This is a genomic window from Paenibacillus sp. JNUCC 34 (assembly GCF_058269055.1).
In genome coordinates, this window is the sequence record NZ_CM177770.1 from 2,324,545 (window position 1) to 2,350,000 (window position 25,456).

19 protein-coding genes (1 of these 19 cut by a window edge) are annotated in these 25,456 nt (G+C 45.2%); 15 read left to right on the plus strand and 4 right to left on the minus strand.

The window, feature by feature from the left end; translation table 11 throughout:
* The first annotated feature begins 166 nt into the window (after positions 1 to 166).
* The 12 genes from AC2TF5_RS11030 to AC2TF5_RS11085 all read left to right on the plus strand — a co-directional run bounded on the left by AC2TF5_RS11030 (position 167) and on the right by AC2TF5_RS11085 (position 17,013).
* On the plus strand, positions 167 to 1,912 hold the full coding sequence (locus tag AC2TF5_RS11030) for an RNA polymerase sigma factor (RefSeq protein WP_491302198.1): 1,746 nt from the start codon (positions 167 to 169) through the stop codon (positions 1,910 to 1,912).
* A 136-nt stretch (positions 1,913 to 2,048) separates the two neighbouring features.
* A complete protein-coding gene (locus AC2TF5_RS11035) occupies positions 2,049 to 2,957 on the plus strand; it encodes an EamA family transporter (protein WP_491302199.1) in 909 nt (302 codons plus the stop codon).
* Positions 2,958 to 3,178: 221 nt separating this feature from the next.
* Entirely contained in the window at positions 3,179 to 3,922 is a 744-nt protein-coding gene (locus tag AC2TF5_RS11040) for a GTP pyrophosphokinase (RefSeq protein ID WP_491302200.1), read from the plus strand.
* Between the two features lie 353 nt (positions 3,923 to 4,275).
* Positions 4,276 to 5,244: an ABC transporter permease gene (locus AC2TF5_RS11045; RefSeq protein ID WP_491302201.1), complete on the plus strand. Its 969-nt coding sequence runs from the start codon at positions 4,276 to 4,278 to the stop codon at positions 5,242 to 5,244.
* Positions 5,245 to 5,282: 38 nt separating this feature from the next.
* Positions 5,283 to 6,158: a carbohydrate ABC transporter permease gene (locus AC2TF5_RS11050; protein WP_491302202.1), complete on the plus strand. Its 876-nt coding sequence runs from the start codon at positions 5,283 to 5,285 to the stop codon at positions 6,156 to 6,158.
* A 92-nt stretch (positions 6,159 to 6,250) separates the two neighbouring features.
* Positions 6,251 to 7,849 (plus strand): extracellular solute-binding protein, encoded by a 1,599-nt coding sequence (locus AC2TF5_RS11055; RefSeq protein ID WP_491302203.1) that lies wholly within the window; start codon positions 6,251 to 6,253, stop codon positions 7,847 to 7,849.
* Positions 7,850 to 7,930: 81 nt separating this feature from the next.
* Positions 7,931 to 9,643, plus strand: coding sequence for a polysaccharide deacetylase family protein (locus tag AC2TF5_RS11060; protein WP_491302204.1), 1,713 nt, complete (start codon positions 7,931 to 7,933; stop codon positions 9,641 to 9,643).
* Between the two features lie 16 nt (positions 9,644 to 9,659).
* Positions 9,660 to 10,895 (plus strand): DegT/DnrJ/EryC1/StrS family aminotransferase, encoded by a 1,236-nt coding sequence (locus AC2TF5_RS11065; RefSeq protein WP_491302205.1) that lies wholly within the window; start codon positions 9,660 to 9,662, stop codon positions 10,893 to 10,895.
* A gap of 10 nt (positions 10,896 to 10,905) precedes the next feature.
* On the plus strand, positions 10,906 to 12,765 hold the full coding sequence (locus AC2TF5_RS11070) for a hypothetical protein (RefSeq protein WP_491302206.1): 1,860 nt from the start codon (positions 10,906 to 10,908) through the stop codon (positions 12,763 to 12,765).
* A gap of 10 nt (positions 12,766 to 12,775) precedes the next feature.
* A complete protein-coding gene (locus tag AC2TF5_RS11075) occupies positions 12,776 to 13,834 on the plus strand; it encodes an alpha/beta hydrolase family protein (RefSeq protein ID WP_491302207.1) in 1,059 nt (352 codons plus the stop codon).
* Between the two features lie 89 nt (positions 13,835 to 13,923).
* Positions 13,924 to 15,360, plus strand: coding sequence for an extracellular solute-binding protein (locus AC2TF5_RS11080; RefSeq protein ID WP_491302208.1), 1,437 nt, complete (start codon positions 13,924 to 13,926; stop codon positions 15,358 to 15,360).
* A 258-nt stretch (positions 15,361 to 15,618) separates the two neighbouring features.
* The gene (locus tag AC2TF5_RS11085) at positions 15,619 to 17,013 is read left to right on the plus strand and encodes a protoporphyrinogen oxidase (protein ID WP_491302209.1); all 1,395 of its coding nucleotides are present in this window, start codon (positions 15,619 to 15,621) and stop codon (positions 17,011 to 17,013) included.
* Between the two features lie 113 nt (positions 17,014 to 17,126).
* Here the strand turns inward: AC2TF5_RS11085 and AC2TF5_RS11090 are convergent, their stop codons facing one another.
* Positions 17,127 to 17,906, minus strand: coding sequence for a Crp/Fnr family transcriptional regulator (locus tag AC2TF5_RS11090; protein ID WP_491302210.1), 780 nt, complete (start codon positions 17,904 to 17,906; stop codon positions 17,127 to 17,129).
* A gap of 280 nt (positions 17,907 to 18,186) precedes the next feature.
* Between AC2TF5_RS11090 and AC2TF5_RS11095 the strand changes: the two genes are divergently transcribed.
* The 3 genes from AC2TF5_RS11095 to AC2TF5_RS11105 all read left to right on the plus strand — a co-directional run bounded on the left by AC2TF5_RS11095 (position 18,187) and on the right by AC2TF5_RS11105 (position 20,562).
* Positions 18,187 to 18,627 carry a GAF domain-containing protein gene (locus AC2TF5_RS11095; protein ID WP_491302211.1) on the plus strand — a complete coding sequence of 147 codons (441 nt, stop codon included), beginning with the start codon at positions 18,187 to 18,189 and terminating at the stop codon, positions 18,625 to 18,627.
* A 131-nt stretch (positions 18,628 to 18,758) separates the two neighbouring features.
* The gene (locus AC2TF5_RS11100; protein ID WP_241929528.1) at positions 18,759 to 19,412 is read left to right on the plus strand and encodes a response regulator transcription factor; all 654 of its coding nucleotides are present in this window, start codon (positions 18,759 to 18,761) and stop codon (positions 19,410 to 19,412) included.
* Complete coding sequence (locus AC2TF5_RS11105) at positions 19,405 to 20,562, plus strand: PAS domain-containing sensor histidine kinase (protein ID WP_491302212.1); 1,158 nt, start codon at positions 19,405 to 19,407, stop codon at positions 20,560 to 20,562. Before AC2TF5_RS11100 ends, AC2TF5_RS11105 begins: the two co-directional genes overlap by 8 nt.
* A 100-nt stretch (positions 20,563 to 20,662) precedes the next feature.
* Here AC2TF5_RS11105 and AC2TF5_RS11110 read toward each other — a convergent pair whose 3' ends face one another.
* The 3 genes from AC2TF5_RS11110 to AC2TF5_RS11120 all read right to left on the minus strand — a co-directional run.
* Positions 20,663 to 22,987 (minus strand): helix-turn-helix domain-containing protein, encoded by a 2,325-nt coding sequence (locus tag AC2TF5_RS11110; RefSeq protein WP_491302213.1) that lies wholly within the window; start codon positions 22,985 to 22,987, stop codon positions 20,663 to 20,665.
* 92 nt (positions 22,988 to 23,079) lie between these two features.
* Positions 23,080 to 24,699, minus strand: coding sequence for an extracellular solute-binding protein (locus tag AC2TF5_RS11115; RefSeq protein ID WP_491302214.1), 1,620 nt, complete (start codon positions 24,697 to 24,699; stop codon positions 23,080 to 23,082).
* A gap of 32 nt (positions 24,700 to 24,731) precedes the next feature.
* Positions 24,732 to 25,456 carry the 3' portion of a carbohydrate ABC transporter permease gene (locus AC2TF5_RS11120; RefSeq protein ID WP_491302215.1) on the minus strand. 160 nt of this gene lie beyond the right edge of the window, so only the last 725 of its 885 coding nucleotides appear in the window; its start codon lies off the right edge, out of view — the gene reads right to left on this strand; the stop codon is at positions 24,732 to 24,734.

Sequence of the window (25,456 nt, forward strand, 5' to 3'; positions counted from 1 at the left end):
GTCTTTTTTTTCGTTCAAAATTTGTTAGAAGAGATAGAAATCATGTCCCCAAATCAAAGGTGCTATATGGTAACTTAAATTATGGATCATTTTTTTTGAGAAATTGTCAGAAACCAAGAACTTCCCGAGTCTATATAGCAGGTCAACTTTTTGAAAGCGGGGTTATATGTTGAATACTTTGGAAGACAGCAGCATCAAGGATTGGGAAGAGCTAGAAGACAGAGAACTGGTGAAGCGGGCTCAGTCTGGTGAAAACGAGGCGTTTGGAGAACTGGTTCGTCGGCATCGCGCCAAGGTGTACCGCTATGCCAGAGCGTATACTCAAGAATCCTCCCTAGCAGAGGATATTGTGCAGGATGCTCTCATTCGAGCATTTATGCATCTTGGTAAACTGGTCGATGTGGAACGATTCCTGCCCTGGGTACACCGAATTGTTCGAAACCAAGCGTTCTCTAGACTGAACAGCTCAGCAGCTGTGAAGGAACAGTCGTTTACCGCGCTGGCTTCCATCATGGAGCGGGAGGTTAATGATTCCGCAGATTGGAATGATCTCGATGGTATTTTGCGGCGTCTTAACCAGACCCACATGGAGGACATGTTTATGTCAGATGTCCCGGAAAGCCGGTTGATGCAGAAGGAAACGCTTCGCGTCTTGGCTGAGATCATTCAATGTCTTAAGCCGAGGGAACGTCTGATTTTTGAATCCCATTTCTTCGAACAGCTGTCACCACAAGAAATCGCGAATCTGTTTCAGCTTAAGACATCCAACGTGTACCAGATTATTTCTCGATCGCGAAAAAAAGTTATTCAACAAAAAATCCGTGTCACAGTTGACTCTTATATTAAATCGAGAAGGGATTTGGGGATTATGAAAAAAACGGTACTTGCGTACAAAGAGACTCTATCAGAGGTCAAAACTTGGACATCGGCTGCAGAGTCAATCTATAAAATGCTTCAATATACGGATCATAAGCTGTCACTCCCTATGATCATGGGGCTTACAGGTCATGCGTTCCGAATCAATATCGTACCAGAGAGTGTTCATATTGCGGGTCCAACAGCGTACAGCTTTGCAGAAGTTCTGACAAGAGGATTAAAAAACATGGGCTTCCGCTCTAAGACGGTAGATGGGAAGTTGGCTGGAATAGGTCCCAATACGAACTTGCTTCAACAAGACCAACTAAACGTTAACGCAATGGAGAAACGTGATATCCATCAGGCGCTACCGGAGGCATTGGAGCTTATACATCGTTCTTTGGACCGTGGAGTGCCGGTGCTGGCGTGGGATCTATTTTTCCCGGAGTTTGGTATTATATATGGGTATGATGATGCACAGAGCTCCCTGTTCGCCGAGGAATGTGGAAGAAAGGATACGCTGTCTTACGATAATCTAGGACGCAGTGTGCTCGAAGAAATATTCGTTCTTGCTATTGAGGACTTCACCGAGGTCTCATTACGTGAACAGCTGCAAAATGCACTGCAATCGATTTTGGAGCATTACGATGGGGAAGAGGGAAATATCCCAGTTGATAGTGTTAAAGGTTTGGCAGGATACGATGTGTGGATGAAAGCTTTCGAGAATGGTAGCATTGAGCCAAACGGGAATGCTTACAATATCGCTGTGGTCAGAGACGCTCGAGGTAATGCGGCTGCATTTTTCAAGGAGCTTCTGGAAAATTGGCCGGCGGAACAGGATCAAGACCGGAACATCCGGGATTGGTTCGGTGAAGCGGAAGCTGCTTATCGAAATATTACGAAACATTTTGATAAGCTGCATGAACGGTATCCGTTCCCTGAAGGAGGGACGCCGAATGGACAGTCAAGAGCTGAGGATATTGAACAAATGCGTCTTATTAAAGAAGAAGAGATGAAGGTGGTTGAGGTACTGCGTAAGATTCTGAAAGGGTTGTAAAGCGCGAAAGATAAGAGTCGCGACCATTTACATTCACCATAATTTATCATACAATATATTAATAATATATTGAAATTTTCTACCCCACTTTTTTTTGTTTTCTGGTATCCAAAACAAAAAGGAGTGGGGTTTTTCTATGGAGGAGAGAGTCTTGTTTCAATTGCTGAAAAATTCGCTGTATGTATTTTTGGGAGCCTGCTGTTTCGGTATTCTGTCGACGGTAGTCAAGCTGGCTTATAGCAAAGGGTTTGTGTTCGAAGAGATCATGATAAGCCAATTCGGAACGGGATGGATGATTCTGCTTGTTCTGATGCTATTTTTTGCGAGGAGAAAAGTATCGCTCAAACAATTTGTCAGACTCGCGGGTGTCGGTCTATGCACCTGTTTAACAGGGGTGTTCTACTACCAGTCTCTGCAGAGTATTCCCGCATCTATTGCAGTAGTGCTATTGTTTCAGTTCACATGGATGGGGGTTATTATTGAAGCGATTGTGACCAGGTCAATGCCTGACAAATCAAAACTGGTGTCTATCGTTATATTGTTCATCGGTACGATATTAGCAGGAGGATTGATTGGAGCAGATCATCTCCAGCTTAATCTGAAAGGTACGTTACTTGGACTCGCTGCTGCTCTCATGATGGCGTTGTTTGTATTTTTCAGCGGGAGAGTGGAGACACAAATGCCGTCGATTACCCGCAGCTTCTATATGTCATGTGGCGGCTTGATCCTGTTAACCGTGCTTTTTACACCCAAAGTATTTTTAGAAGTATCGCCTGCCGGCGGCCTGTGGGTATATGGGCTAATACTGGGCACATTCGGGGTGGTGCTTCCAGTTCTGTTGTTCGCCATGGGTGCGCCTAAGATTAGCACGGGGCTGGCAACCATACTTGGAGCAGGAGAGCTACCGGTTGCAGTGATCGTATCTGTCCTTTTTTTGAATGAGCTTGTCACGGGATTGCAATGGATTGGGGTATTGGTCATCCTTTTAGGTATCGCGTATCCGCAAATCGCAACTGTTAGAGCTAAGACAGCACAAAAAATATAAAGGATAAAGGCAGATGGAGCGAAAAAGAGCTTGTATGTTATTAAAAAAGCGTGAAAAATTTGACAATTAGCCGAAGGTTCGGAACGAAAACGGATACTTAAAGTACATCATAACCATAGAAAGTTGCAGTGATGCTCCTTAAAGGCTTAAAATCTATAGGGGAGAAGAAATGATGCTATTTATTCATTTGATCCATCACGTAACCGAAAGGACGACTTGAAATGAACCAACAGCAAATAGGACAACTTAAAACAATCCGAAATGAAATTACCCGTTTTATGATGAAATATAAATTCGCCTTGGATGAAATCGAGACAAAAATCGAGATATTGAAAGAGGAGTTTCAGGCTCTACATGACTACAGCCCAATCGAGCACACGAAATCAAGGTTAAAATCCTTGGAGAGTATTTTAAAGAAGTTGTACCGTAAAGGAAACGATCTTTCTCTGGAATCCATTGAAGAAAATATTAAAGATATTGCGGGTTTGCGCATCACCTGCTCTTTTCTTTCCGATACTTACAAAGTCAGTGAAATGCTGCAGAAGCAAAGCGATCTGAAAGTGATAAACGTGAAGGATTACATTAAAGATCCGAAGCCAAACGGATACCAAAGTCTTCATTTACTCGTTGAAGTACCCGTGTTCTTGTCTGACCGTGTAGAGAATGTGTGTGTAGAAGTGCAGATACGGACCATAGCCATGGATTTCTGGGCAAGTCTGGAGCACAAAATATTTTACAAATACAATCAGTCTGTACCGGAACAGCTGCTGCTTGAGCTGAAAGCTGCGGCGGATACGGCAAATGACCTTGATCATCAAATGGAGCGACTGCAGCGTGAAGTTCAGCTTATCAAGGACTCGCATGCTGAGGAAGCTTTGTTAGAAGAACTTCGAAGCTTTCAAATGAACAATCAACAATTTAAGCTGCCTGCCGGGTTGATCGAAGTACTTAAGAAGGATTTATGAATTGTTAGCTGAATAGCAATTGGGAACTGAATCGAGGAGGACTCTGCGAACTATCGTAGAGTCTTTTTCTTATGATTCTTATGATCTGCAAACCAAGCCAAAGAAGCGTCTATGTCATCTCTAATTAAAATTTCATGAAATTATGTCCTAAAATTGAATTGACATTTAACTTTATATACAAGTAAAATACATGTATGTATATTGACTGACATGATTGACACTCAAAGGATATTTAGCTAATGAGACATGTATAGCTCTGTCAGAATACATAATCGGTCAATACATCCAACATAAAATGTTAGCGTTTACTTTATTTAATGCATCGGTGCATTTTCGAGAGAGGAGTGAAGGGATTGGAAACCGTCATTCAGACCGCTGATGATTTGAAACAAACCGTACCAAAACGTAATCGCTGGCAGCAGGTTCAAACGAGAATGTGGAAGGACCGTTACTTATATCTGCTACTGCTACCAGGTCTCTTGTACTTTCTCATTTATCGCTATTTGCCGATGCTGGGTATTACCATCGCATTTAAGAATTTTAGTCCTTTCATAGGAATTGCGGATAGCCCGTGGGTCGGGTTAGACAACTTTCGCAGGATATTTGAGAATCCCGAAGTGCTGCAGGTCATATGGAACACTCTGATCATCTCATTTTTACAGATTGCATTTGCGTTTCCTGCACCGATTCTGCTCGCCATCATGCTTAACGAGATCGCTAATCCACTGCTGAAACGGGTGATGCAGTCGGTAGTATACATGCCTCACTTTTTATCGTGGGTTGTCGCTGTCGGCATCGTTACGATCTTTTTCCGGAATGAGGGATTAGTGAACGATATACTAAGGGAATTGTTCGGTGTACAGCAGAGTATTGGATTCCTAACGGAACCAGATTATTTCAGGCTGTTTCTGGTGCTTGAGGTCATTTGGAAGGAAGCCGGATGGGGAACGATTATATTCCTTGCCGCCCTCGCGGGCGTGAACCCAGCATTATACGAGGCCGCGGTTATGGACGGTGCTAGTCGTTTTCGGCAAATCTGGCACATTACGTTACCAGCTATACGCAGCACAATAGTCATCATGCTTATTATCCGGCTCGGTGACGTGCTCGAAGTCGGATTCGAACAGGTATTCCTCCAACTCAACGCGTTTAACATGCAGATTGGTAATACGCTGGATACGTACGTTTATTACAAAGGGATTCAGCAGTCCGATTACAGCTTTTCCACAGCGGTGGGGGTCTTTAAAGGATTGGTCGGCCTTGTGCTAGTGATGTGCGCTAACAAACTGTCTAAACGGTTTGGCGAACAAGGTGTGTATTGATCCATCCTATCGGGCCACTGGAAAGGAGATTGTAAACAATGAAACAAAAATCAATTGTTGAAAGGCTGTTTGATTCGGTTAATATCGGCTTGCTGCTGCTGATTTGTACGGTCATGTTGTTTCCGTTTCTGTATTTGTTCTCGGTCTCATTTTCGTCTTATGAGGATTTTCTTGGCAGCAAGCTGCTGCTCTGGCCATCCACCTGGTCAACGGATGCTTATGAGTATATATGGAAATCACGAACATTCCGTCAAGCTCTCCTGACGACAACAACGGTAACAATTCTCGGAACCGCGGTTAACCTGTTCTTTACGAGCACAATGGCCTATGCCTTATCCAGACCGATTGTTGGTCAGAAGTCCATAATGTTTATGGTTGTATTCACATTGCTGTTCTCGGCTGGAATGATTCCTACCTATTTGGTGGTGCAGGCGACAGGTTTGCTCGACTCGATATGGGCACTCATCCTGCCGGTTGCAATTACTCCATTTAACTTGATTGTTATCCGGCAATTTTTCATCAATATTCCGAATGACATGATTGAAGCAGGGATCGTGGACGGTGCGAACGATTTGCAAATTTTCGCTCGAATTATTCTCCCGTTATCCAAACCTGCGCTGGCCGCATTCAGTTTGTTTTACGCGGTAACGCATTGGAATAACTACTTCGCTCCGATTCTCTACATCAATGATTCAGCTAAATGGACAATTCAGGTCGTTCTTAGACAAATTGTTGTTGTTGGCGAAACGACCGGTACGCTTGGCGGAGACAATATGTTTACGGATAATCCGCCGCCACCGGAGACGATTCAGATGGCAGCGATCCTGCTTGCAACCGTTCCAATCCTCATCGTATATCCGTTTTTGCAGAAGCATTTTGCCAAGGGTGTCATGCTGGGGGCTGTAAAGGGTTGACCATTTCAGGTGATCGAACCATGGCGGTCATCTGGATGAATCATAGATGGAGCCTAAGCTCCACATTATTATGAAAAAATGGGGGGACGTAAATGTCCAGAAAACGCAGATTCACAGTCATTATGGCTGCAATCATGTCGGTCAGCCTGGTAGCATGCAGCCAGAATACGCAGAGTGTGAAGGAACAACCCGCAACCGCAACAACAGGTGAGAAGCAGCCTACAAATGTACAAGAGACGTATACCATCACAGCGATCGATTATCGGTATGGTGATCCGCCGCCAACGTCAAGTCCGGGGCTGACGATGATTAACGAGAAGTTCAACGTGAAATATGAACCTACCTTCGTTCCGAATACAGCTTTCGAGGAGAAGATCAATGCTACGTTTGCGTCCGGTAAAATTCCGGATATTGTAGGATTGATGTCTGCGGACATCAAAAACCGGTACAACAAATTTGCGAAGCAGGGGGCATTTCTTGAGCTTGAACCATACATCAATGAATATCCTTCACTCAAGATGGTACCTGATTTCATATGGGATGCTGTTCGTGTAGATGGCAAGATATACGCCATTCCACAGTACTCGCCTAAATACCAGGTTGTTACGGTTATCCGTAAGGATTGGTTAGAGAAACTGGGCCTCAAAGTGCCAACAAGTTATGAAGAACTGAAAGAAGTCGCATTAGCTTTTACGAATAATGATCCGGATGGAAATGGAAAGAAAGATACTTACGGTATCGCAATCGGTCAAGATATTAACCCTAACTTCAACCAAGGCCCATATTGGGATCCGGATGCGTGGTATCACCAAGATGAGGAGGGCAATTATATCCCGGGAATCATTGGAGAAGGGCGCAAGGAATTTATAACGATGCTCTCCGAGCTCTATAAGCAAGGGGCCATGACGAAAGACTATGCCATTTTGAATTGGGGAGACACCAACAAGGAGTTTTATTCCGGGAAAGCTGGTATTTTTATCGGTACACCGCGAGGCATGTCTCAGGAGTATATGGACGGGTTGCTGAAAATCCATCCCAATGCAGAGTTTGTAAGCCTTGCGCCGTTCCAGGATAAATACGGTAACACGGGTTTGACATCCGGCGCGGGTTATAACGGTATTACGGTGTTGAGCGCTAAGTTATCCTCGGAACCGGAAAAGGTAAAACGTATCTTGGAAATGATCGATTTCGGCCGTAAGTTCTATCCACAGGACGAGCGAAATGAGAAGAATGCGGACTTCGATTGGTGGTCAGGTAAAATTGGCGTTGGTTACGATGTGACAGACGGCGTTCCCGTGAACAAAGAGAACTTTGCTTCAGACGGTCTCGCTCCATCCACCTATTTCGTGGATAACACCTCTTGGGCGCCTAATGATTCCGACAATGATTACTCGATAACGTATCAGACGAAACAGCTTGCCGATTTGGTAGAGTCTATCGAAATGATGTATAAAGACATAAAACTTTATGCGAATCCGATTAGCGGCCTGGAATCACCGACGGACAATACGAGCGGGGCAGAGCTTAGAAAATACGTGATGGATGAGCAGGTCAAGATGATTGCCGGCACTCGTCCGGTCAGCGACTGGGATAAACTCGTTCAGGAGTATAAGGATAAAGGCGGAGCCAAGATCATTCAGGAATATAATGCTGGCATTAAAGAAAAAGATCCGAAGGCATTGTTCAAATGAGCCGTAAGGAAATTGAGGGGCATACTGCTGCCCCCCATTTCTCTTTTCATAAAATCAACACCAAAGAAGGGAACGATTGAAATGAACCATACAGCAAAAATTGGGGTTTGGGTACAACGAGATTCAGCAGAATATTACTGGAAGCATGGGCAAAATCTTTTTCAGCTTTATATCGAAGAAATACTGTCTCATGCCGGGGTTCCATACCGGAAGTTCGAGGACGCTGACTCGCTGAAGAACTACGAACCCGATATTATACTGATCGCCCATCATGGGGAGAAGGAAGCCGATATTGCCACATTGGAACAATGGATTAAAGACGGTGCCACGGTGATCGATTACGGCGGTTTAAACCGAATGGCAAGCAAGCTGGGCTGTAGAGAAATACGATACCGTGACGCGGTATATACCGAGCTGGACGAAGTGAGCTTTGGGGATAGCAAACCTACACTTCGAGCGTTGCGTGTAAAGCCTTGGATTCCTGAAGAGCAGGGTCTATCTGCAATTCAGAGCTATGGAACACTTCGTCTACGCAAAGAGGGTACGGAAATTGCTCCTGCCCGTTTGACCTTTGATATCGGGAAGGGCAAGCTGATCCGCTGGAACGTTGATATTCCATCAACGATCGTCTGGATGCAGCAGGGAAGAGAGCCTGTATATCAGGATGGAATTCCATCCTTGGATGGCATGGGGGGCATTGATGAAGGAATACTCAAAGCTGATGATGGCTTCGAGATGGATTGGGAGAAGGACCGTAGTACAACCGAGACGGGGGTTCCTTACTTTGATATTCCTTACGCCGATTTGTGGCGTGAAGTGATGGTACGTGAGCTCATAGCGGAATCAGATGTGCTTGGACTAACTCTGCCGTTACTCGATTATTGGCCAGAGGGGACAGAACAGGTTGCGATGATCTCGCATGACAGTGACTTTAACGTAGAGGAAGCAGCGCATACCACATTGCAGGTGTTGGAAGAGTGCGGTGTTCGTTCGACTTGGTGCATGATTGAACCTGGATACTCGCAGGGTCTTTATAAGCTTATTCAGGAACAAGGACATGAATTGGCTTTTCATTACAATGCTCTGGAAAAGGAAGATGGTATTTGGAGTCAAGATGAGTTTAATCGTCAGCTGGACGCCATCAGGAAGACCACCGGCGCATCCATCATCTCGAACAAAAACCACTATACCCGTTTTGAGGGGTGGGGAGAGTTCTTTCGGTGGTGCGAGGACAGTGGCATACAAGCTGACCAGTCCCGAGGTCCTAGCAAAAAAGGAAATGTTGGCTTTCCGTTCGGAACCTGCCAACCCTACTATCCTATCGCTTGGGCCGATGAACGTAACAGGATTTACCGTGTGCTGGAGATCGGATTATTAACTCAGGATCTTGAGCATCCTTCTTTGCCGGACGTCTCGGTGATCAAGCCGTTTTTGGAAGCGGTGGCAGGTGTTCGAGGCGTAGCTCACTTTCTGTTTCATCAGCAGCATATTCATCAGCTTCCAGCAGTTCGAGATGCTGTCAGGTCGCTTGTAGCTTCAGCACGTAGCATGGGTTATGCGTTTTGGACGTGCGAAGAAATAACGAAATGGGAACAATCCCGCCGCTCGGCGAGACTATATGTAGAAGCGGATAGATCCTTTCATGCAGAACAACTGCCGCAAGGTGCGGTGATGCTGACTCCTGTCAGTAAAGATGAGCGTTCATCAGAAGTGGGGAATCGAGTGATTCGTTTCGGCGTTTCTTGCCGTAAACAGGTTAACCTCGGCAGCATTTTAATGGAACAACAGATTTAAAGGAGGCTTAGGCAGAATGGAACAGCTAGCGCTCTACGGGGGTCCTCAAAGTAAGATTACACCGTTTAGTACGGGAAAGCGATTCGGAGAAGAAGAGGTAGCGCATCTGCTAGAAGCACTGGAACAGAACACGCTGTTTTATCATTTTGGTGAAAAGGTGAAGCATTTTCTGTCAGACTTCAATGCCATGTACGGAAGTAAATATAGTGTGGCTACTTCATCAGGTACGGCAGCGCTTCATGTCGCGTTAGGTGCGGCTGGTGTAACCGTCGGCGACGAAGTGATTACAAGCCCGATCACTGACCAAGGAACACTGATTGGTATATTATATCAAAATGCCGTGCCGGTGTTTGCCGACCTTGAACCGAACACGTACAACTTGGATCCGAAATCCGTAGAAGCTCGGATTACACCAAAGACGAAGGCTATCATTGTGGTTCATCTTGCAGGCAATCCTTGCGATATGGATCCTATTATAGACATAGCAAACCGATACGGCATCAAAGTAATCGAGGATTGTGCTCAGGCGTATCTTACGAAGTACAAAGGCAGACTTGTAGGAACGATCGGTAATTACGGATGTTTTAGTACGAATGACTTTAAGCATATTTCCACGGGAGACGGCGGCATGGTGCTGGTCAACTCCGGAGAGAAGGATTATGCAACAACGCATGCTTTTGCAGATAAAAATTATCGCCGACTCGGAACAACGTTGGAAAGGGGGACGCGATTTATTGCCCCGAATTACCGAATGACCGAACTGCAGGGTGCCGTGGGTATCGCCCAGCTAAAAAAATTGCCATGGATTTGTGAACGCCGAAGAACATATGGAGACCGACTGAATGCAGCGTTGTCATCTGTGCCGGGTATTCATATCCCCAAGGTAAAGGCCCATGATGAATGTACTTATTGGTTTTATATGTTCAGGTTGGAGATGGACGCGCTAACCTGTGAACGTGATGAGTTCTGCAAAGCTCTTGAAGCGGAAGGGATACCGAACCGTGCGGGCTATATACCAGAAGTATGTTATATGCAGCCGTTGTTTCAGAACCGAGAAGCCTATCTAGGAAGTCATTTTCCATTCGATTTAAGCGATACGACCTATTCACAAGGAATTTGTCCCGTTGCGGAGGAGATTTTACAGACGGCTGTACAAATACCGTTAAACGAATTTTATTCGGAGCAAGACGTTGAGGATATTATCCGTGCTTTGCAGAAAGTAGCGGCTCATTATGTAGTCGGCAAAGACTAAAGGTGGCGTTATGAGTAAACAGGGAGCGATGGAACTAGAACAATTCACATGTCTTGGCATGCCAGTCACAGTTGACGAAACCCGTTCAGCGGCAGTGTGTCGGAATAAAGAGGGCGAGGAACGCCTCGTGATTGCGGCAAGAGGGTATTCACTTGTAATTCATCCATTCTCGGGGGCATGCCAACAGTTAGCATTTCCGGATGGTATCCACGAATATCCTTATGCTGCGATGAGTGGAAATGATGGCTTATTCTATACAGGGGCGGGACCCTACATATATGTTCTTGATCCGTTTGTTCCCGCATATATCGGCCGTTTCGCAGTACCTTCCGGGGAAGAATCGGCCGGATTTGCGTTTGTAGAGAACGAATTCGGTCATGTCTATGCAACGACATATCCAGGCAGTTATTTAATGAAACTGGACGTTTTAGCAGGTGAGTGCCAGGTCGTAACCCGTCTGGACCGTGAGCGAAAATATGCTATGAGTTTGGCTGCCGATCGCGCTGGTTGGGTGTATGTTGGATTAGGTACAACTTCTCCTGCAATCCTCTGCTTCAGATTGGAGGATGGCTTACAGAAAGTTTTTGTTCGTGGACAATCGGATATGATTCAACCGGGAAGCGGACGAGTGTTCAATGGCATTGATGGAAATGTTTACGGGTGGCTTCCGGATGGAAATGGTCATGGTCCAGGGCAGTGGTACAGGTTAAACGGTGGGAAGGTAGTATCCATATCTGAAAAGGATTGCGCAGATTCAGTATATAACGGCGATGGGTACAAGAAGCTCCACGGTAACTTGGCTGGTGGACGCTCCTTGGTAGAATGGGAACTCTCCGACAGGCAAGTAACGATCCAAGAGCCGGATGGAATGGTTACCGAATTGCCTCTCCGTTATGATGGCGGTGGTACGGCGTTATCCCCATTATGTATAGGGCCAGATGGGAATTTATACGGAACCTCAAATCATCCCCTTCATTTGTACACTTATGATGTGGATGAGTCCCGTATAGTGAATCATGGAAGCAAGATAATAGAGCACGGTGGCGGAGGTAATATTGCCGCGTATGCTGTACAAGGTAGCAAGCTCATTGGAGCTGCTTATGCGGGTGGGCTGGTTCATGTGCTCGATACTTCGAAGCTGCTGGATACAAAGAGCGTATCCAATCGAAACCCGAGACTCATTTACGCTGATGATCGGATTCACCGTCCCAGATGCGCAGTTTCATATCCGGATGGACGCCATGTGTTGTATGGCGGTTTTCCGGGATATGGCGCTGTTGGCGGCGGATTAGGAATCGTTGACTTGGAGACAGAGCAAGTGACCATGATGGAGCATCATCAGGTTGTATATGGTCAAAGCACCGTCTCACTTACAACTTTATCGGATGGCCGTATTATCGGTGGAAGCAGTATCGAAACACCGGGTGGGGGCGAGCCAATCGCTTCCGAGGCTGTTCTTTATGAGTTGAACTTTTCTAACCGTAAGGTTGAGCAGCAGTGGATACCAATTCCTGAAGCCCGTGAAATCTCTCAACTGTCGGCGGGTGATGACGATCTAATCTATGGCCTCACCTCTGACAGTATGTTCTTCATATTCGATCTTTCAAAGGGGATCGTTGTCTATCAACAGGATTTATCTTCTTGGGGGTCGGTTGTCAGACAGGGATTGATAAAGATTATTCATCAGGGGCGACCGATAGTTCTTGGCCTGCTGAGCAGAGCATTGTTTACCGTATCACCAGGAGATTTCGTTCCGAATCAACTTGCGGAACTGCCGAAAGGGGCGACATGCGGCATTGCCTATATAAAAGGCGGGGTTTATTACGGCAGTGGAGCCGAGCTCTGGCGCTTTGGATGGGGAGAGGAGTGAAATCAAAAGTATGGATCATGCACAAAAAACAGCTCAAACCGGGATGAATAGTCAAGACGTTTCCATGAAACCACTTCTTCAAGGTATCGATTCGCTAGCCGACTGGGAGATTAAAGAAGCTCAAATCCGTTCGAACTGGATGAAGATGCTCGGTACACCTCCTATAGAATGGATGAATCTTGAAGCTGGGAGTGATGGGAGTTATGAAGTCATCTCCGAAGACGAGGAACAGGATCACTGTCGTTTGTATATCCGATATGAGACAAGGGATGGAGACACGGTTTTTGCCTATCTGCTATTACCGCAGCAGTCCGGTGAGGCTTATAAGATTCATCCTGCGGTTTTGGCTCTTCATCCAACCACAGAGGCAGGGAAAGCGGACATCTCTCTCAAGGAAGGGCGAGCCAACCGCAGGTATGGACTGGAGCTTGTAAAGAGAGGATATGTCGTTCTCGCTCCGGATTCGATTACCTTCGGGGATCGGGTGTACGAAGGGGAGAAACCTTTTCAGACAGCGCCTTTCTATAACCGTAATCCGGCATGGACTACGGTCGGAAAAATGCTGGCTGATCATATCCGCGGCGTTGATATACTAGTCTCGCTTCCTCAGGTAAAGGGGAACCGGATCGGAGTTATTGGTCATTCTCTCGGCGGATATAACGGTTGGTTTTTGGCAGGAATAGACCGCAGAATTCATGCTGTGGTGTCCAGCTGCGGCTTTTCCATGTTTACTGGGGACCCGGAGCCGAATCGATGGGGAAAGCGGGAATGGTTCTCCCACATCCCATCGCTGACCGAAGAGATCAACCGAAACCATTACTCTTTTGAATGGCATGAAATTGCTGCACTAGCAGCTCCTACACCAATGTTCATGTGGTGCGGAACGAGAGACAACATTTTTCCGAACTGGCGTGAGAATGCAGCAGGATTGGCCGACATTGAAAGTCTTTACCGTTTTCTGAACAAGGAACAGGTTTTTGAATGTTGGTTCGGAGCGGAAGGGCATGATTTTCCGCTTGATATACGCGAAAGAGCATACCGTTTTCTGGATCAACACCTTGGACGATAACAGCAGAGACTTAGAAATGACAGACTATGGAAACGGCATGCCACACATGGTATACTGGTACTTATAGACATGTATAGGAGCGGTATATATTGTTGCGTAGAAGAAATGAATTTAACGAGCGTTATGAACGCTTTCTTCAGGAACTTAGAAATGAAATTGTCAGCGGCACACTGCTGCCTGGTGAATTTATATTGCCGGAAAATACGCTAAGCCAGAAGTATGAAATGAGCCGCGTTTCTATTCGTAAAGCACTTGAAGAACTGGTTAACGAAGGATTAATTGAGAAAATTGCAGGTAAAGGAAATCGAGTTAAGCTGCCGGATGAGGACCTTTCGCCTGTCGTCTTGAAATTGGCTTGGTTCTCCAGTTCTTATGAGATTCATATTGTTCAAAAAATCATTGAAGCTTTTGAGCGGAAACATCCGTTCGTAAAGGTTGAGATTGTCCTATATTCGGAAGACAACTACACGGACACGATCATTGCCCTACTAGAGGATCAGCAGGGACCAGACGTGTTTATGATGTCTGATTCTCATTATCGTCACTGGGTGGAAAGCAAACGCACGGATATGGTCACGGGTTATGTACCCCCTCATTTATTGAAGGAGGGAGTTTCCTACCCGGAGATATTCAGATTGTTTCAACATGATAACCGCATCCTGGCAGCGCCGTTTATTTTCTCGCCAGTTGTAATCTGTTTTAACCGATCGATCTTCCGTCAGTATGGTCTGTCGGACGAGAAATTGCTTGAGAACTGGTCAGACCTACTGCAGACAGCCAAGACATGTACAGTCAAGCCTAATGAAGATGGTATGATTGAGCAGTTTGGTTTCGGTTTCTCTTCCTCGCCTAACCGTTGGCCCGTATTCCTCATGCAGAATGACGGTAAGATGATGACAGAAGACCGAAGCCGCAGCACGATGGCGAATGAGCGAAATATTGAGTCATTGGAATTCTGCCTGTCACTCATGTACAAAGAGCATGTGTCTCCGATTTATTCGCACGGCAGCAGTCATCTTGCGGAAAGGCTGTTCATGAAAGAAAGAGTAGCTATGATTATGTCGACGTATTATTTCATGAACGAATTCCGGGATCATTCCATCGAATGGGATGTTATGCAGCTTCCGAAAGGGCGGAAACCCGCAACACTTCTTCTCGGTGGCGGCCTATCCATCAGTGCGAGTAGCAGCCATCGAAGTGTTGCGGAGCGGTTGGTTGATTTTATGACTGGGGAAGAAGCGCAGAAACTGATTAAGCAATATGGATGTACGATTCCCGTTCTTCGTTCCGTGGCAGAAGATGATTCACTGTTGACTCCTGATATTCACCCGAAGCATTATAACCGGTATTTGGATGTTCTGCCACATGCACATCCTCTGCATTCACTAAATTTGAGTCAGTCCGAAATTTTAATGCTGTTTGATGAACTGAATTTACTTTGGGCTGGTATGGAAAACCCGACAGACACCTGCAACCGAATTGAGGAGCTATTTAACAATAATAAGGCTGCCTTAAAGTCAAGTTAGAGCTAGCCGAATTAGTGTGAATTTGGTGTTTCATCTCTGATAAAAAACTCTGCTAAGCATTCGCAGAGTTTTTTTGGCCTTCTATTATCAAGTGAAATACTGCCTAACGATTGGACATATTTCACCCTCATGTTCACATAATTGAAGGGAAAGTGCTGAACGGGACGCTTACCCCTATGGTATACTTCTGATTTGGATAGAATGTTTATCAGGGGTATTATGCATGATCCTAACTTATATATACGAGGTGTATTCATAATGACAACAACCGTAGTCATTGGTGGAGGAATTACCGGTCTGTCTACATTATATTATCTTCAGAAAGAGATGAATGCGAACAATTTGGACATGCAGTTGGTGCTGGTGGAAGGTGATGATACGCTCGGTGGGAAAATCCGCACGTTCTCAGACGGGGAGTTTACCATGGAGACCGGAGCTGATTCCATCGTTGCCCGCAAGTCGAACGTTTCCCCTTTTCTAGAAGAGCTGGGGTTAAGCGATCAGGTTGTGTATAACGCGACCGGAATCTCATATATTTACACAGAAGACGGCTTGAAAAAGATTCCCGCGGATGCCGTTTTTGGCATTCCCACCGGATTAGAATCTTTGGTCCAGAGTGAGTTGATTTCTGCTGAGGGCAAAGTGGAAGCGCTTAAAGACTTTTATACAACAAACGAAACGTTCACGATTAATGATTCGCTTGGATTGTTTCTGGAAACTTTTCTCGGAACGGAACTGGTTCAGAAGCAAATTGCACCGGTCGTTTCGGGTGTATATTCCGGCGAGCTGAATGACTTAACGATTGTATCCACATTTCCTTTTTTGCTCGAATATAAAAACAAATATGGGAGCATTATACAGGGCTTATCCGAAAACAAACATATCTATTTAGGTGCAGCAAACAAAAAGTTTATCTCATTCAAAAATGGGATGTCGGTCCTGATCGACCGGATGGAGGAGTTGCTGGCGGATGCTCAAATTTACAAAGGGATAAAAGCGGAGTCTGTTGAGAAAATGGATAAACGTTATATCATCACCATGGAGGATGGTCGGAAGATCGAAGCGGACTATGTTGTGCTCAGCAACAACAGCCGGCAGGCTCAGGAGCTGCTTCAGGATAACCAGCTTGCTGAGGATTTTGCACAGCTTCATACGAAATCGATGATTAGCATCTACCTTGGATTTGATGTTCTGGACAGCGAGCTACCGAGTGATGGGACCGGGTTCATTTCCGTAAAAGAAAGTGATGTGCTGTGCGACGCCTGTACTTGGACTAGCCGGAAATGGGAGCATACGTCCAAGGGACGACGGCTTCTGCTCAGACTTTTTTATAAAAGCTCTAATCCGGAATACGCAAGATTAATTCGTCTGTCGGAGGAAGAACTGAAGTCGGTAGCACTTCAGGACATTACGAAAAGCTTGGGACTGACCGCAGAGCCAGTTACGGCAGAAGTGACGAAGTGGCATGAAAATATGCCTAACTACCATCTGAAACATCGTGAAATTGTGGATTCTCTGGAGCTGAAGCTGGAACAAAGCTATCCGAATGTTTTGCTGGCGGGTTGTTCCTATTACGGTGTGGGAATTCCAGATTGTATCGCTAATGGTGAGAAGACGGCTCACGCCATTGCTCGGCGATTGATGCAAAAGTAAGTATTCATCCAGATTGAAGCGATTCGTACACGTAGCATCTTACAACAGACAAAGGGGCGTTCCAGGTCAAAGGACCTTTGGAACACCCCTTCTTTTAGCGCATGAAGTTCAGCTTAAAGCCGGCAAACTGCAACCGGGCATCTCGGAGAATCAGGACATCTGCAGATTTCGCGCAAATTTGCAATCTGACGGATGATCATCTTACCTTCTTCAAACTCAATCGTCCCATCGTTTTTCCAATCCCCCAGCATACGATTAACGCTTTCTCGGGTACACCCAATCATTTCGCCTAGTTCTGTATTGGTCAGTTTAAGCTGAATATGGATAGATCCATCAACTGCTGGAATCCCATATGTGTTGCTCATGCGGATTAATGTCGAGGCAAGCGCGCCTGCTTTCCCAAATAAAAGCAGATCCCGCAGTTTGGTCTCGATAACCTGATTGTTCATTCCGAGCCAATACATAAATTGTATGGCGATATCTCCGTGCAGACTCAATAATTCATCGAGGTCTTTTCGCAAAATCACTCCTACTTGCACATTGCTCATGGTTTCGGCGCTAAAGCTGTATTGGGCGTTCTGCAAACCGTTGAACTGTGCGATGAAATCCCCGTTTTGCAATATCGAAATGATCAGATCTTTACCTTCCTCAGTCGATTTTAGAAGTTTCACCTGACCTGAAATGATGAAGTACAGTTTATCGGCTTTATCGCCTTCCCAGAACAAATAAGAGCCTTTTGTTATTTTTCTCGTCTGCATGATGTTTTGCAAATATTGAAATTGTTCTTCTGAAAAATATTGTGTGATACCATATTGATTCGATGATCCGGTTTTTGTTTCCGTACGTTTTCCGCATGTTTTAAATGTTTGTTGGTGCTCAATTGTCATAGCCATTGATAGTTGCCCCCCGTGTCGTCTTGTTACATTTATCATAGCGCACGGGGCATTTTAGGGACATCGGGGAAGGCTCTGAATTATTAATGGGGGTATTCCCTGTTTTTTGTGAGATTCATCACAGAAGATAGCGGGGAAATCCCGTAAGCTATCGGGTATCCTAGCACGCATTCATACTTACACCCTTAGATTATTTTCAGGGAATACCCTGAGGTACAATCCTGACGGTTAGGGCTACAATAAATGATGTAAGTACAATGTAAGCATGGAGGGACCCGTTATGATGGCCGGAGTAATGGATTGGGAAGAACGTTTATCGGAATTGCGCAAGCTGACGGATAGTGATTTTTGCGCAGTTGCGATATATGCTGCTTCCGAGAGGCAGATTCGATGGGTTGCAGCTTCCGGTTACACCAATGAAAAATTTCGTTATATGGTGAATCGTCCAGGTCAAGGTATAGCCGGTGATGTGATCCGGATCGGCCGGACGGTGCAGAAAACCTGCTTATCGGATGAACAGAGGCGAGATAGTGATTATATGATGCTTGCTGAACATCTTATCGTATCAGCGGCGACACCTATACAGCGAGAGCATAACGAAACCGCAGGAATACTGCTGATGGGCAGAAGGAAGGGCGAGATTTACGGGGTGTCAGAACTGACACAGCTGGAATCTGCAGCCGAGCATTTTCGGGAAGAGACCAAGAGGCAGCAGTTGTAGATCAACGTTAATTAAACAAAGGCAGACCCTATTTATATAATCAGACAAACAATCCTCGATTGCCGGGATTGTTTTTTTCTTATATCATGATATATGTCACACTTGCTGGAACGGATATAGGAGGGAGAACTATGATACGTCTGTTAATCGTGGACGACCATGCAGTTGTTCGATCCGGACTCAAGCTGCTTCTTGGGGAAAAACAAAATATTGATGTGGTTGGTGAAGCGGCGGATGGGGATGAAGCAATTCGTTTGGCGAAAGTTCTGCTGCCGGACGTTATTTTGATGGATCTTAGCATGCCGCATGGTAAAGATGGAATGACAGCTACGGAGGAGCTGAAAAAGCTACTGCCGGATATATACATATTAATCTTAACAATGCATGACGATGAGCAATATTTATTCCGTGCGATTCAAGCAGGCGCTTCCGGGTATATTTTGAAGAACGCTCCTCATGAAGAGCTGCTAACAGCAATCCGTTACGTGGCTGCAGGCAGCGCTTATTTGACACCATTAGCTACGAAGCGATTAATGGGTCAGTATATTGAAAAGGTGAAGAACGGGGAGGGAGCGGATGAATTCGAATCTCTGTCGGAGCGTGAAAAGGAAGTGCTGTCCTGGACTGCCAAAGGATATTCCAACAAGGAAATCGCCGAAAATCTGATCATTAGCGTCAAAACGGTTGAAAGTCATAAAAGCAATTTGATGGAGAAGTTAGGGCTCAAAACGCGTCCCGATTTAATTAAATATGCTATGAAAAAGGGGCTGCTTACTTTTGAATAAAAATAAAGGTGCTCATTACCCCGAGGTGATTGGTCAGCATGTGATGGAGCTTTTGAACCAGTTGGATGAAATTCATGCTGATCAGCATCTTTTGGAAAATGTGAAAAATTCGCTACGCCAGTTAAACGATTTGAAAATCGCCTTGGATGAGTCATCGATTGTTGCTGTTACAGATCATACAGGCCGTATTCTTTTTGTTAACGATAAATTTTGCCAAATATCTAAATATTCACGCGAAGAATTACTGGGACAGGATCATCGGATCATTAATTCAGGGCACCACGACAAATCCTTTATGAAAAATCTGTGGGAAACGATTAAATCAGGCTTCGTATGGCACGGGGAAATTAAAAATAAAGCGAAAGACGGAATCTATTATTGGGTTGATACAACGATTGTACCTTTGCTTGACGAAGCGGGACAGCCCGTGCAGTATTTGGCGATCCGGCATGAAGTTACTAGACTGAAAGAGGTCGAAGAAGAGCTGAAGCATATGATGGCTAAGGTTATGGATATTCAGGAGGAAGAACGCAAACGATTTTCCCGTGAATTACATGACGGTATTGGACAGAGCTTGTTTTCACTTCTAATAAGTATGGACCGTCTCCTTATTGCCGAGCAGGAGCATTCAGAGGTTTCTTTAGAGACAGATGTTGCGAAGAACGGTTCAGCTGTAGAGGAACTATCGATTATCCGCCAACAAGTTTCTCATATTATTGAAGATGTTCGCGGACTTGCATGGGAGCTTCGGCCATCCATTCTGGATGATCTTGGTGTTGTGCCTGCTATCCGAACCTATATCGAAAATTTTACGGAGCATTACGGCATAAGGGTGGATTTTCAGTCCAGCTTGACCAAACGATTAAATTACCAACAGGAAACGGTCATATACCGGATCATCCAGGAAGCCTTATTGAATGTTGGTAAATATGCTGATGTGGATCAGGTTAAAGTCGTGATTAAGCAGGATGAGACACACATAGAGGTTGCCATTATTGATAAAGGCAAAGGAATTATTCGGGATAGTGGAAAAAAAGGAGTAGGGCTTTTCAGCATGGAGGAACGTGCACGGGGAATCGGCGCCAAGTTCCACATCGATACAGCCCCGGGAGAAGGTACCGCCATACGTCTTATTATTCCGATCAAATAATAGGGCGCTGTCTCAAATGTAGATTACTAGCAGGCCACCTGAAAAATACATTCTTGTGAGGCCTGCTTTTCGTAATTTGGTGGATCGATACTTCCATTTATTAAATATCTGAATTCATAATATTACGGTACTGAATCGGCGTTACACCCTCATTCTTCTTGAATTTGCGAATAAAGTTTGTTGAGTCTACATACCCCACTTCATCCAGAATATCTTTAAGTTTCAGATCCGTTTTCGTTAACAGCTGCTTGGCTTGATCCATTCGCATTCCATCGATATATCGCATAAGGGAATCACCAGTATGGTCTTTGAAGAAACGGGTTGCATACGAAGGAGATATTCCAAAATGCTTCGCAATGGATTCCAGGGAGATGGATTGGTCCGTATATTGGTCATGAATGTAGTCTTTCAGCTGGATTAATAACACCACATTTTTGCTTTCCTTTTTGCTTGCAACAAAGCGGCACACATTACAGCAAATGTCGGTAACGAGGCGTTCGAGCTCTTCGATCGTTTCGAGATGTGGTACGAATAGCCGCTCTAGTGCCTCGTTCGTCACCTCATCGAGATCAATATCAAGCTCGATAAGGGTCTTTGCGCTGTTGTTGACGATATCAAAGCAGATGAACTCAGCCGCATCAATAGGCATTTTTTTCTCCGTTATCTGTCCGAAAGCTTTATGTACAGCCTCTTCCACAGCTTTGCTATCTCCTTGCCGGATCGCACGGATAAGCTGTTCCACGGTCTCGACCGGATACCAGCGTTCTCGGGCGCTATCCTGCTCAATATCGCAATAGAAGATAACTTGATCTCCTCCTTTGATGAGGCGGTAGCGAGAGGCATGGCTTGCCTCAATGAATGATTGAGAGATAGACGTAATATCACTGCCGATACATCCAATGCCAGTCGTCACTGTAAAGCGGAAATACTGCTGAAGAATTTGTTTCGCCTTCATTGCAAATTCACGCAACACTTCATCTTTGTTATTGCCTTCTTCCAAGTTAAACAAGAATACAATGCTGCGCCCATCAATCAATTCCACGCCGAAGCCGCGACCGTCTTCCTTAGACAGTTCCTCAAGTATTTTGATAAAGCTGCTCTTTAGATGTTCTTGCATAGAATCCGAATTATCCCTGCGAAATGTCTGATAGTTATCAATAAGAAACAGCAGTACAGCAAAATGTGGGCCATCCATACGGAGACTTGAGAATTGTAGATTATCTTCCCATTCCTCACGCGACTTGAGCTTGCCTTTAATAAGTGAGAGCAGCACTTGGTCTCGCAGGACGATCGCCTGCCTGTGAAGCTGGTGAATTAGTCCTTCATTCTCCCTTGCCATCTGCACAACCGCGTTGGAGATAAAATCAAGCTCATCTTTAGCCTTTGATGTACCCGATGATCGCTGGATAGCTTGGTTCTGATTGGAGATTACGCCGACTAGCTTCTGCAGAGGCTTATAATTGCGGACGGATAAAGCGATTGCCAAAATAACGCCGATTAGGAAAATGACAGCTGCAGTCAAATTAAACAGTAAGCGCGCCTGATTAACTTTGTGCATAATCTGGTCTGAAGGCATAACAGCTACATAACTGTAGCCGCGTCGATCTGAATCGTGCTTGACTGTCGTATAATGATCTTTGTTATGCTCGAGGCTGGTAATATTCCAAGCGCCATTATGACTTCGAATCGTATCAAGTGTAGCGTTAAGGAGCCCACTGACATGATTACCTCTCGTGTACTCATACAGGACAGTGCCTTGATGATCAAGGACATACAGTGTCCCGTTATATTCTCCTAGCACGCTTGTCGCAAGTTTTTCGAAAGCGCTTTCGTGAATTAAAAACATAACGACACCATACGGGGTGTCAGAACTTGCGATGAGAGGTATCGTATAGGTCGCGTACCGTTCATTGACGATGTGGTTATATTGCACGGTATCCATTGGCCGCATGAGTGGTGCGTTGAGCGTATTGCTCATTTTTACAAATTCATATTGGTCCCAGTTCTTAAACTGAAAAATGTCTTCAAAGAACAGATCGACATCATATGTACCGCTTGCTGCATACAATTGCTCAGGATTGCGGCCGTTATAACGAATGATAATGTCGCTAATGAACATGTTGGTCGATAAATATTGCTTTAATTCCTCGATAGCTTCATATGGGCCGTATCCGTGGGAGGTTGCTTTGAATGGCTTCAGTTGGGCATTGCTCGATATCTGCATCGCCATCCGATCCATCTCCAGTATGCGTTGGTCGATCGCCAGACGGAACTGATCCAGGGAATTGATGGTCGAATGCTCAACCTCTGAACGCAAGGTACTCAAAAACTGCTTATAGACGACGCCGCTCATGATCGACAGAGATATGACAGTCAATAAGATATAAGAAAGCAAATAGCGGTAGAATCGCTGACTCTTGATCATCCGTGTATGGATCACCCCTATTCATAATCTTATAGAAAATGCTTGAGCGGTCGAGGTATATTAGATATTCCTCGACCGCCACTAATTTGCTGTTATTCTTTCTTATAACGATCATAAGCGTTTTTATATATTTCCATATATCGTTCAACGCCCATCTGTTCCAAAGTCTTCACATACGGATCCCACTCATCGAATGAGGCGTTACCGGAGACGAATTTAGCCCGCATTTCGGTTACATAGCTATCGATATCAGAACCGATCGTAGACATATCTTCATTCTCCTCTGATGTAAATGTGAAGGTTGGCCAGATTTCTTCTGGCAGGTGCGCAGAGAATCGAGTTGCTGTTTCTATAGCTTCCGGCCGGCTCTCAGCCCCCTTAAAATATTTCTGTTGTACAATATTCGGATAGCCACCACCCGGCCATACCACATACTTAACCAACGCTTGCTCGAATGTCAGGCCACTCGGGTTCTTATTGATCTCATCGGTATATTCATACTCACCCTTCGAGTTCACGTTATATGATTTCCCTTCAAAACCCATAAAGAACATCTTGCTACCTTCTTCGCCGTATAGATGATCGATCCAGCGTACCGTTTCAACCGGATTCGGATTGCGGTCCGTGATGACGAATGCGCCCGGTATAGCAAGGGGGGAACCCGTAGCTGACCAAATCTGGTCTCCGTGAGGGCCTTTTAATGCGTTGGCACCGACATAATCCTTCTGGCCCATCAATGTATATGGGCTTGTTGTTATGGTCGACCCGAACACTCCCTTTGCACCAGTGGCGTAATATTGATTTGCTTTTATCGTAAAAATATCTTGGCTGAGCAATCCTTCTTTATATAACTTGTTCATATACTGAAGCATTTCCTTATAGTTCTGGTGAGTTGGGATAAAACGGAGTTCCCCGGTGCCCGGATCAACGTCGACATTGGCATTACGGACGCCACGGTTGCTTAGTCCCCATGCTCCTTTTAGGTAATTGTGGAGCGCATCAATGCCTACGGCCTGAAAAGGGATCTCATCCTTCTGCCCGTTCTTGTTCGGATCCTGTTCTTTAAATGCCTTCAGCATATTATAGAAATCATCCGTTGTCTCAGGCTCTTTAAGGTTGAGGGCGTCCAGCCAGTCCTTCTTGATCCACATCTTGGATGAAGACAGTACCGACGTGAATTCCGGATCGTAGATCGTTGGGAAGGAGTAGATGTTGCCGTCGGGCATCGTCAGCCCTTTCTTAACATCAGGGTATTGATCCATAATTGCTTTCAAGTTCGGTGCATGCTTGTCGATCAGATCATTGAGTTTAATAAAAACACCTTGCTGGCCGTACTTCTGCAGATCAGCAGGTGGTATCCCTGCAGTGAAGAAGGCATGCGGGTAGTCATTGCCTGCGAGCAGAATGTTACGTTTCTCCGCCATGGTGTCGGTCGGTACCATCTCCCACTGAATTTTGATGTTTGTCATCTTTTCGTATTCTTGCCACAGCATCGTCCGATTCCAGTCTGGCGCTGTTGTTGGCGCTTTACCGGCGATCATTTTTAGTGTAATTGGTTCCTTTACGATGGGCAAGCCTGTCGGGTTGAAGTTGCTGGACGGTTCTGCATTCCCTGGTGATTGGGAAGAGCCGCTGCCGGAGCACCCGGCGAGCAGGGAGAGAGCCAATAAAGCTGTGATGGACATGTGAAAGATTGCCTTCGATTTCTTCAAAGAAATACCCCCTATGTATTGTTATTAGGTTATCAGCCTTTAATAGCTCCAATAACCATGCCTTTAACGAAATAACGCTGCAAAAATGGATATAACATAAGAACAGGTAAATTGGCGATAATAACAACGGCATATTTAATGGATTCCGCCTCCATAACACTCTTGGCAAGCGACTCTTCACTCGTTTGAATCATATCCTGCATGTTACTCTGGATTAGGATTTCACGTAAAATGAGTTGCAGCGGGTATTTTTCACGTTCAGTAAGATAAATGAGTGCATTGAAAAATGAGTTCCAATGCGTGACGCTGTAAAACAGTGTCATGACGGCAAGAATCGGCAGGGAAAGTGGAAGCACTATTTTCAATAGAATCTTTGTATTGCTACAGCCATCGATCTGCGCAGATTCCTGAACTTCAATAGGTATACTCTGCTGAAAGAACGTACGCATGATGATTATATTCCAGATCGCAACCGCATTAGGAATGATCAAGGCCCACATGGTATTCATCATGCCAAGCTGCTTAACGATCAGATAGGTTGGAATCAGGCCCCCACTGAAGAACATCGTAAAGACAAATATAGCTGTAATTAGATTGCGTCCGTGAAAATCTTTGCGAGAGAGCGGATAAGCGGCCAATATCGTCATGATGATGTTTACGATCGTACCGACAACCGTATAAATGATCGTGTTCATATACCCTCTCAGGATTTCATTGTTGGAGAATACCTTCTCGTATCCGGCAAAAGTAATGTCTT

Excerpts from the sequence above, each read along its gene's own strand:
- AC2TF5_RS11055 (WP_491302203.1), top strand. The coding sequence starts at position 6,251 with ATGTCCAGAAAACGCAGATTCACAGTCATTATGGCTGCAATCATGTCG.
- AC2TF5_RS11100 (WP_241929528.1), top strand. The coding sequence starts at position 18,759 with ATGATACGTCTGTTAATCGTGGACGACCATGCAGTTGTTCGATCCGGA.
- AC2TF5_RS11060 (WP_491302204.1), top strand. The coding sequence starts at position 7,931 with ATGAACCATACAGCAAAAATTGGGGTTTGGGTACAACGAGATTCAGCA.
- AC2TF5_RS11065 (WP_491302205.1), top strand. The coding sequence starts at position 9,660 with ATGGAACAGCTAGCGCTCTACGGGGGTCCTCAAAGTAAGATTACACCG.
- AC2TF5_RS11050 (WP_491302202.1), top strand. The coding sequence starts at position 5,283 with ATGAAACAAAAATCAATTGTTGAAAGGCTGTTTGATTCGGTTAATATC.
- AC2TF5_RS11110 (WP_491302213.1), bottom strand. The coding sequence starts at position 22,987 with ATGATCAAGAGTCAGCGATTCTACCGCTATTTGCTTTCTTATATCTTA.
- AC2TF5_RS11030 (WP_491302198.1), top strand. The coding sequence starts at position 167 with ATGTTGAATACTTTGGAAGACAGCAGCATCAAGGATTGGGAAGAGCTA.
- AC2TF5_RS11085 (WP_491302209.1), top strand. The coding sequence starts at position 15,619 with ATGACAACAACCGTAGTCATTGGTGGAGGAATTACCGGTCTGTCTACA.
- AC2TF5_RS11040 (WP_491302200.1), top strand. The coding sequence starts at position 3,179 with ATGAACCAACAGCAAATAGGACAACTTAAAACAATCCGAAATGAAATT.
- AC2TF5_RS11035 (WP_491302199.1), top strand. The coding sequence starts at position 2,049 with ATGGAGGAGAGAGTCTTGTTTCAATTGCTGAAAAATTCGCTGTATGTA.
- AC2TF5_RS11090 (WP_491302210.1), bottom strand. The coding sequence starts at position 17,906 with ATGGCTATGACAATTGAGCACCAACAAACATTTAAAACATGCGGAAAA.
- AC2TF5_RS11070 (WP_491302206.1), top strand. The coding sequence starts at position 10,906 with ATGAGTAAACAGGGAGCGATGGAACTAGAACAATTCACATGTCTTGGC.
- AC2TF5_RS11095 (WP_491302211.1), top strand. The coding sequence starts at position 18,187 with ATGATGGCCGGAGTAATGGATTGGGAAGAACGTTTATCGGAATTGCGC.
- AC2TF5_RS11075 (WP_491302207.1), top strand. The coding sequence starts at position 12,776 with ATGGATCATGCACAAAAAACAGCTCAAACCGGGATGAATAGTCAAGAC.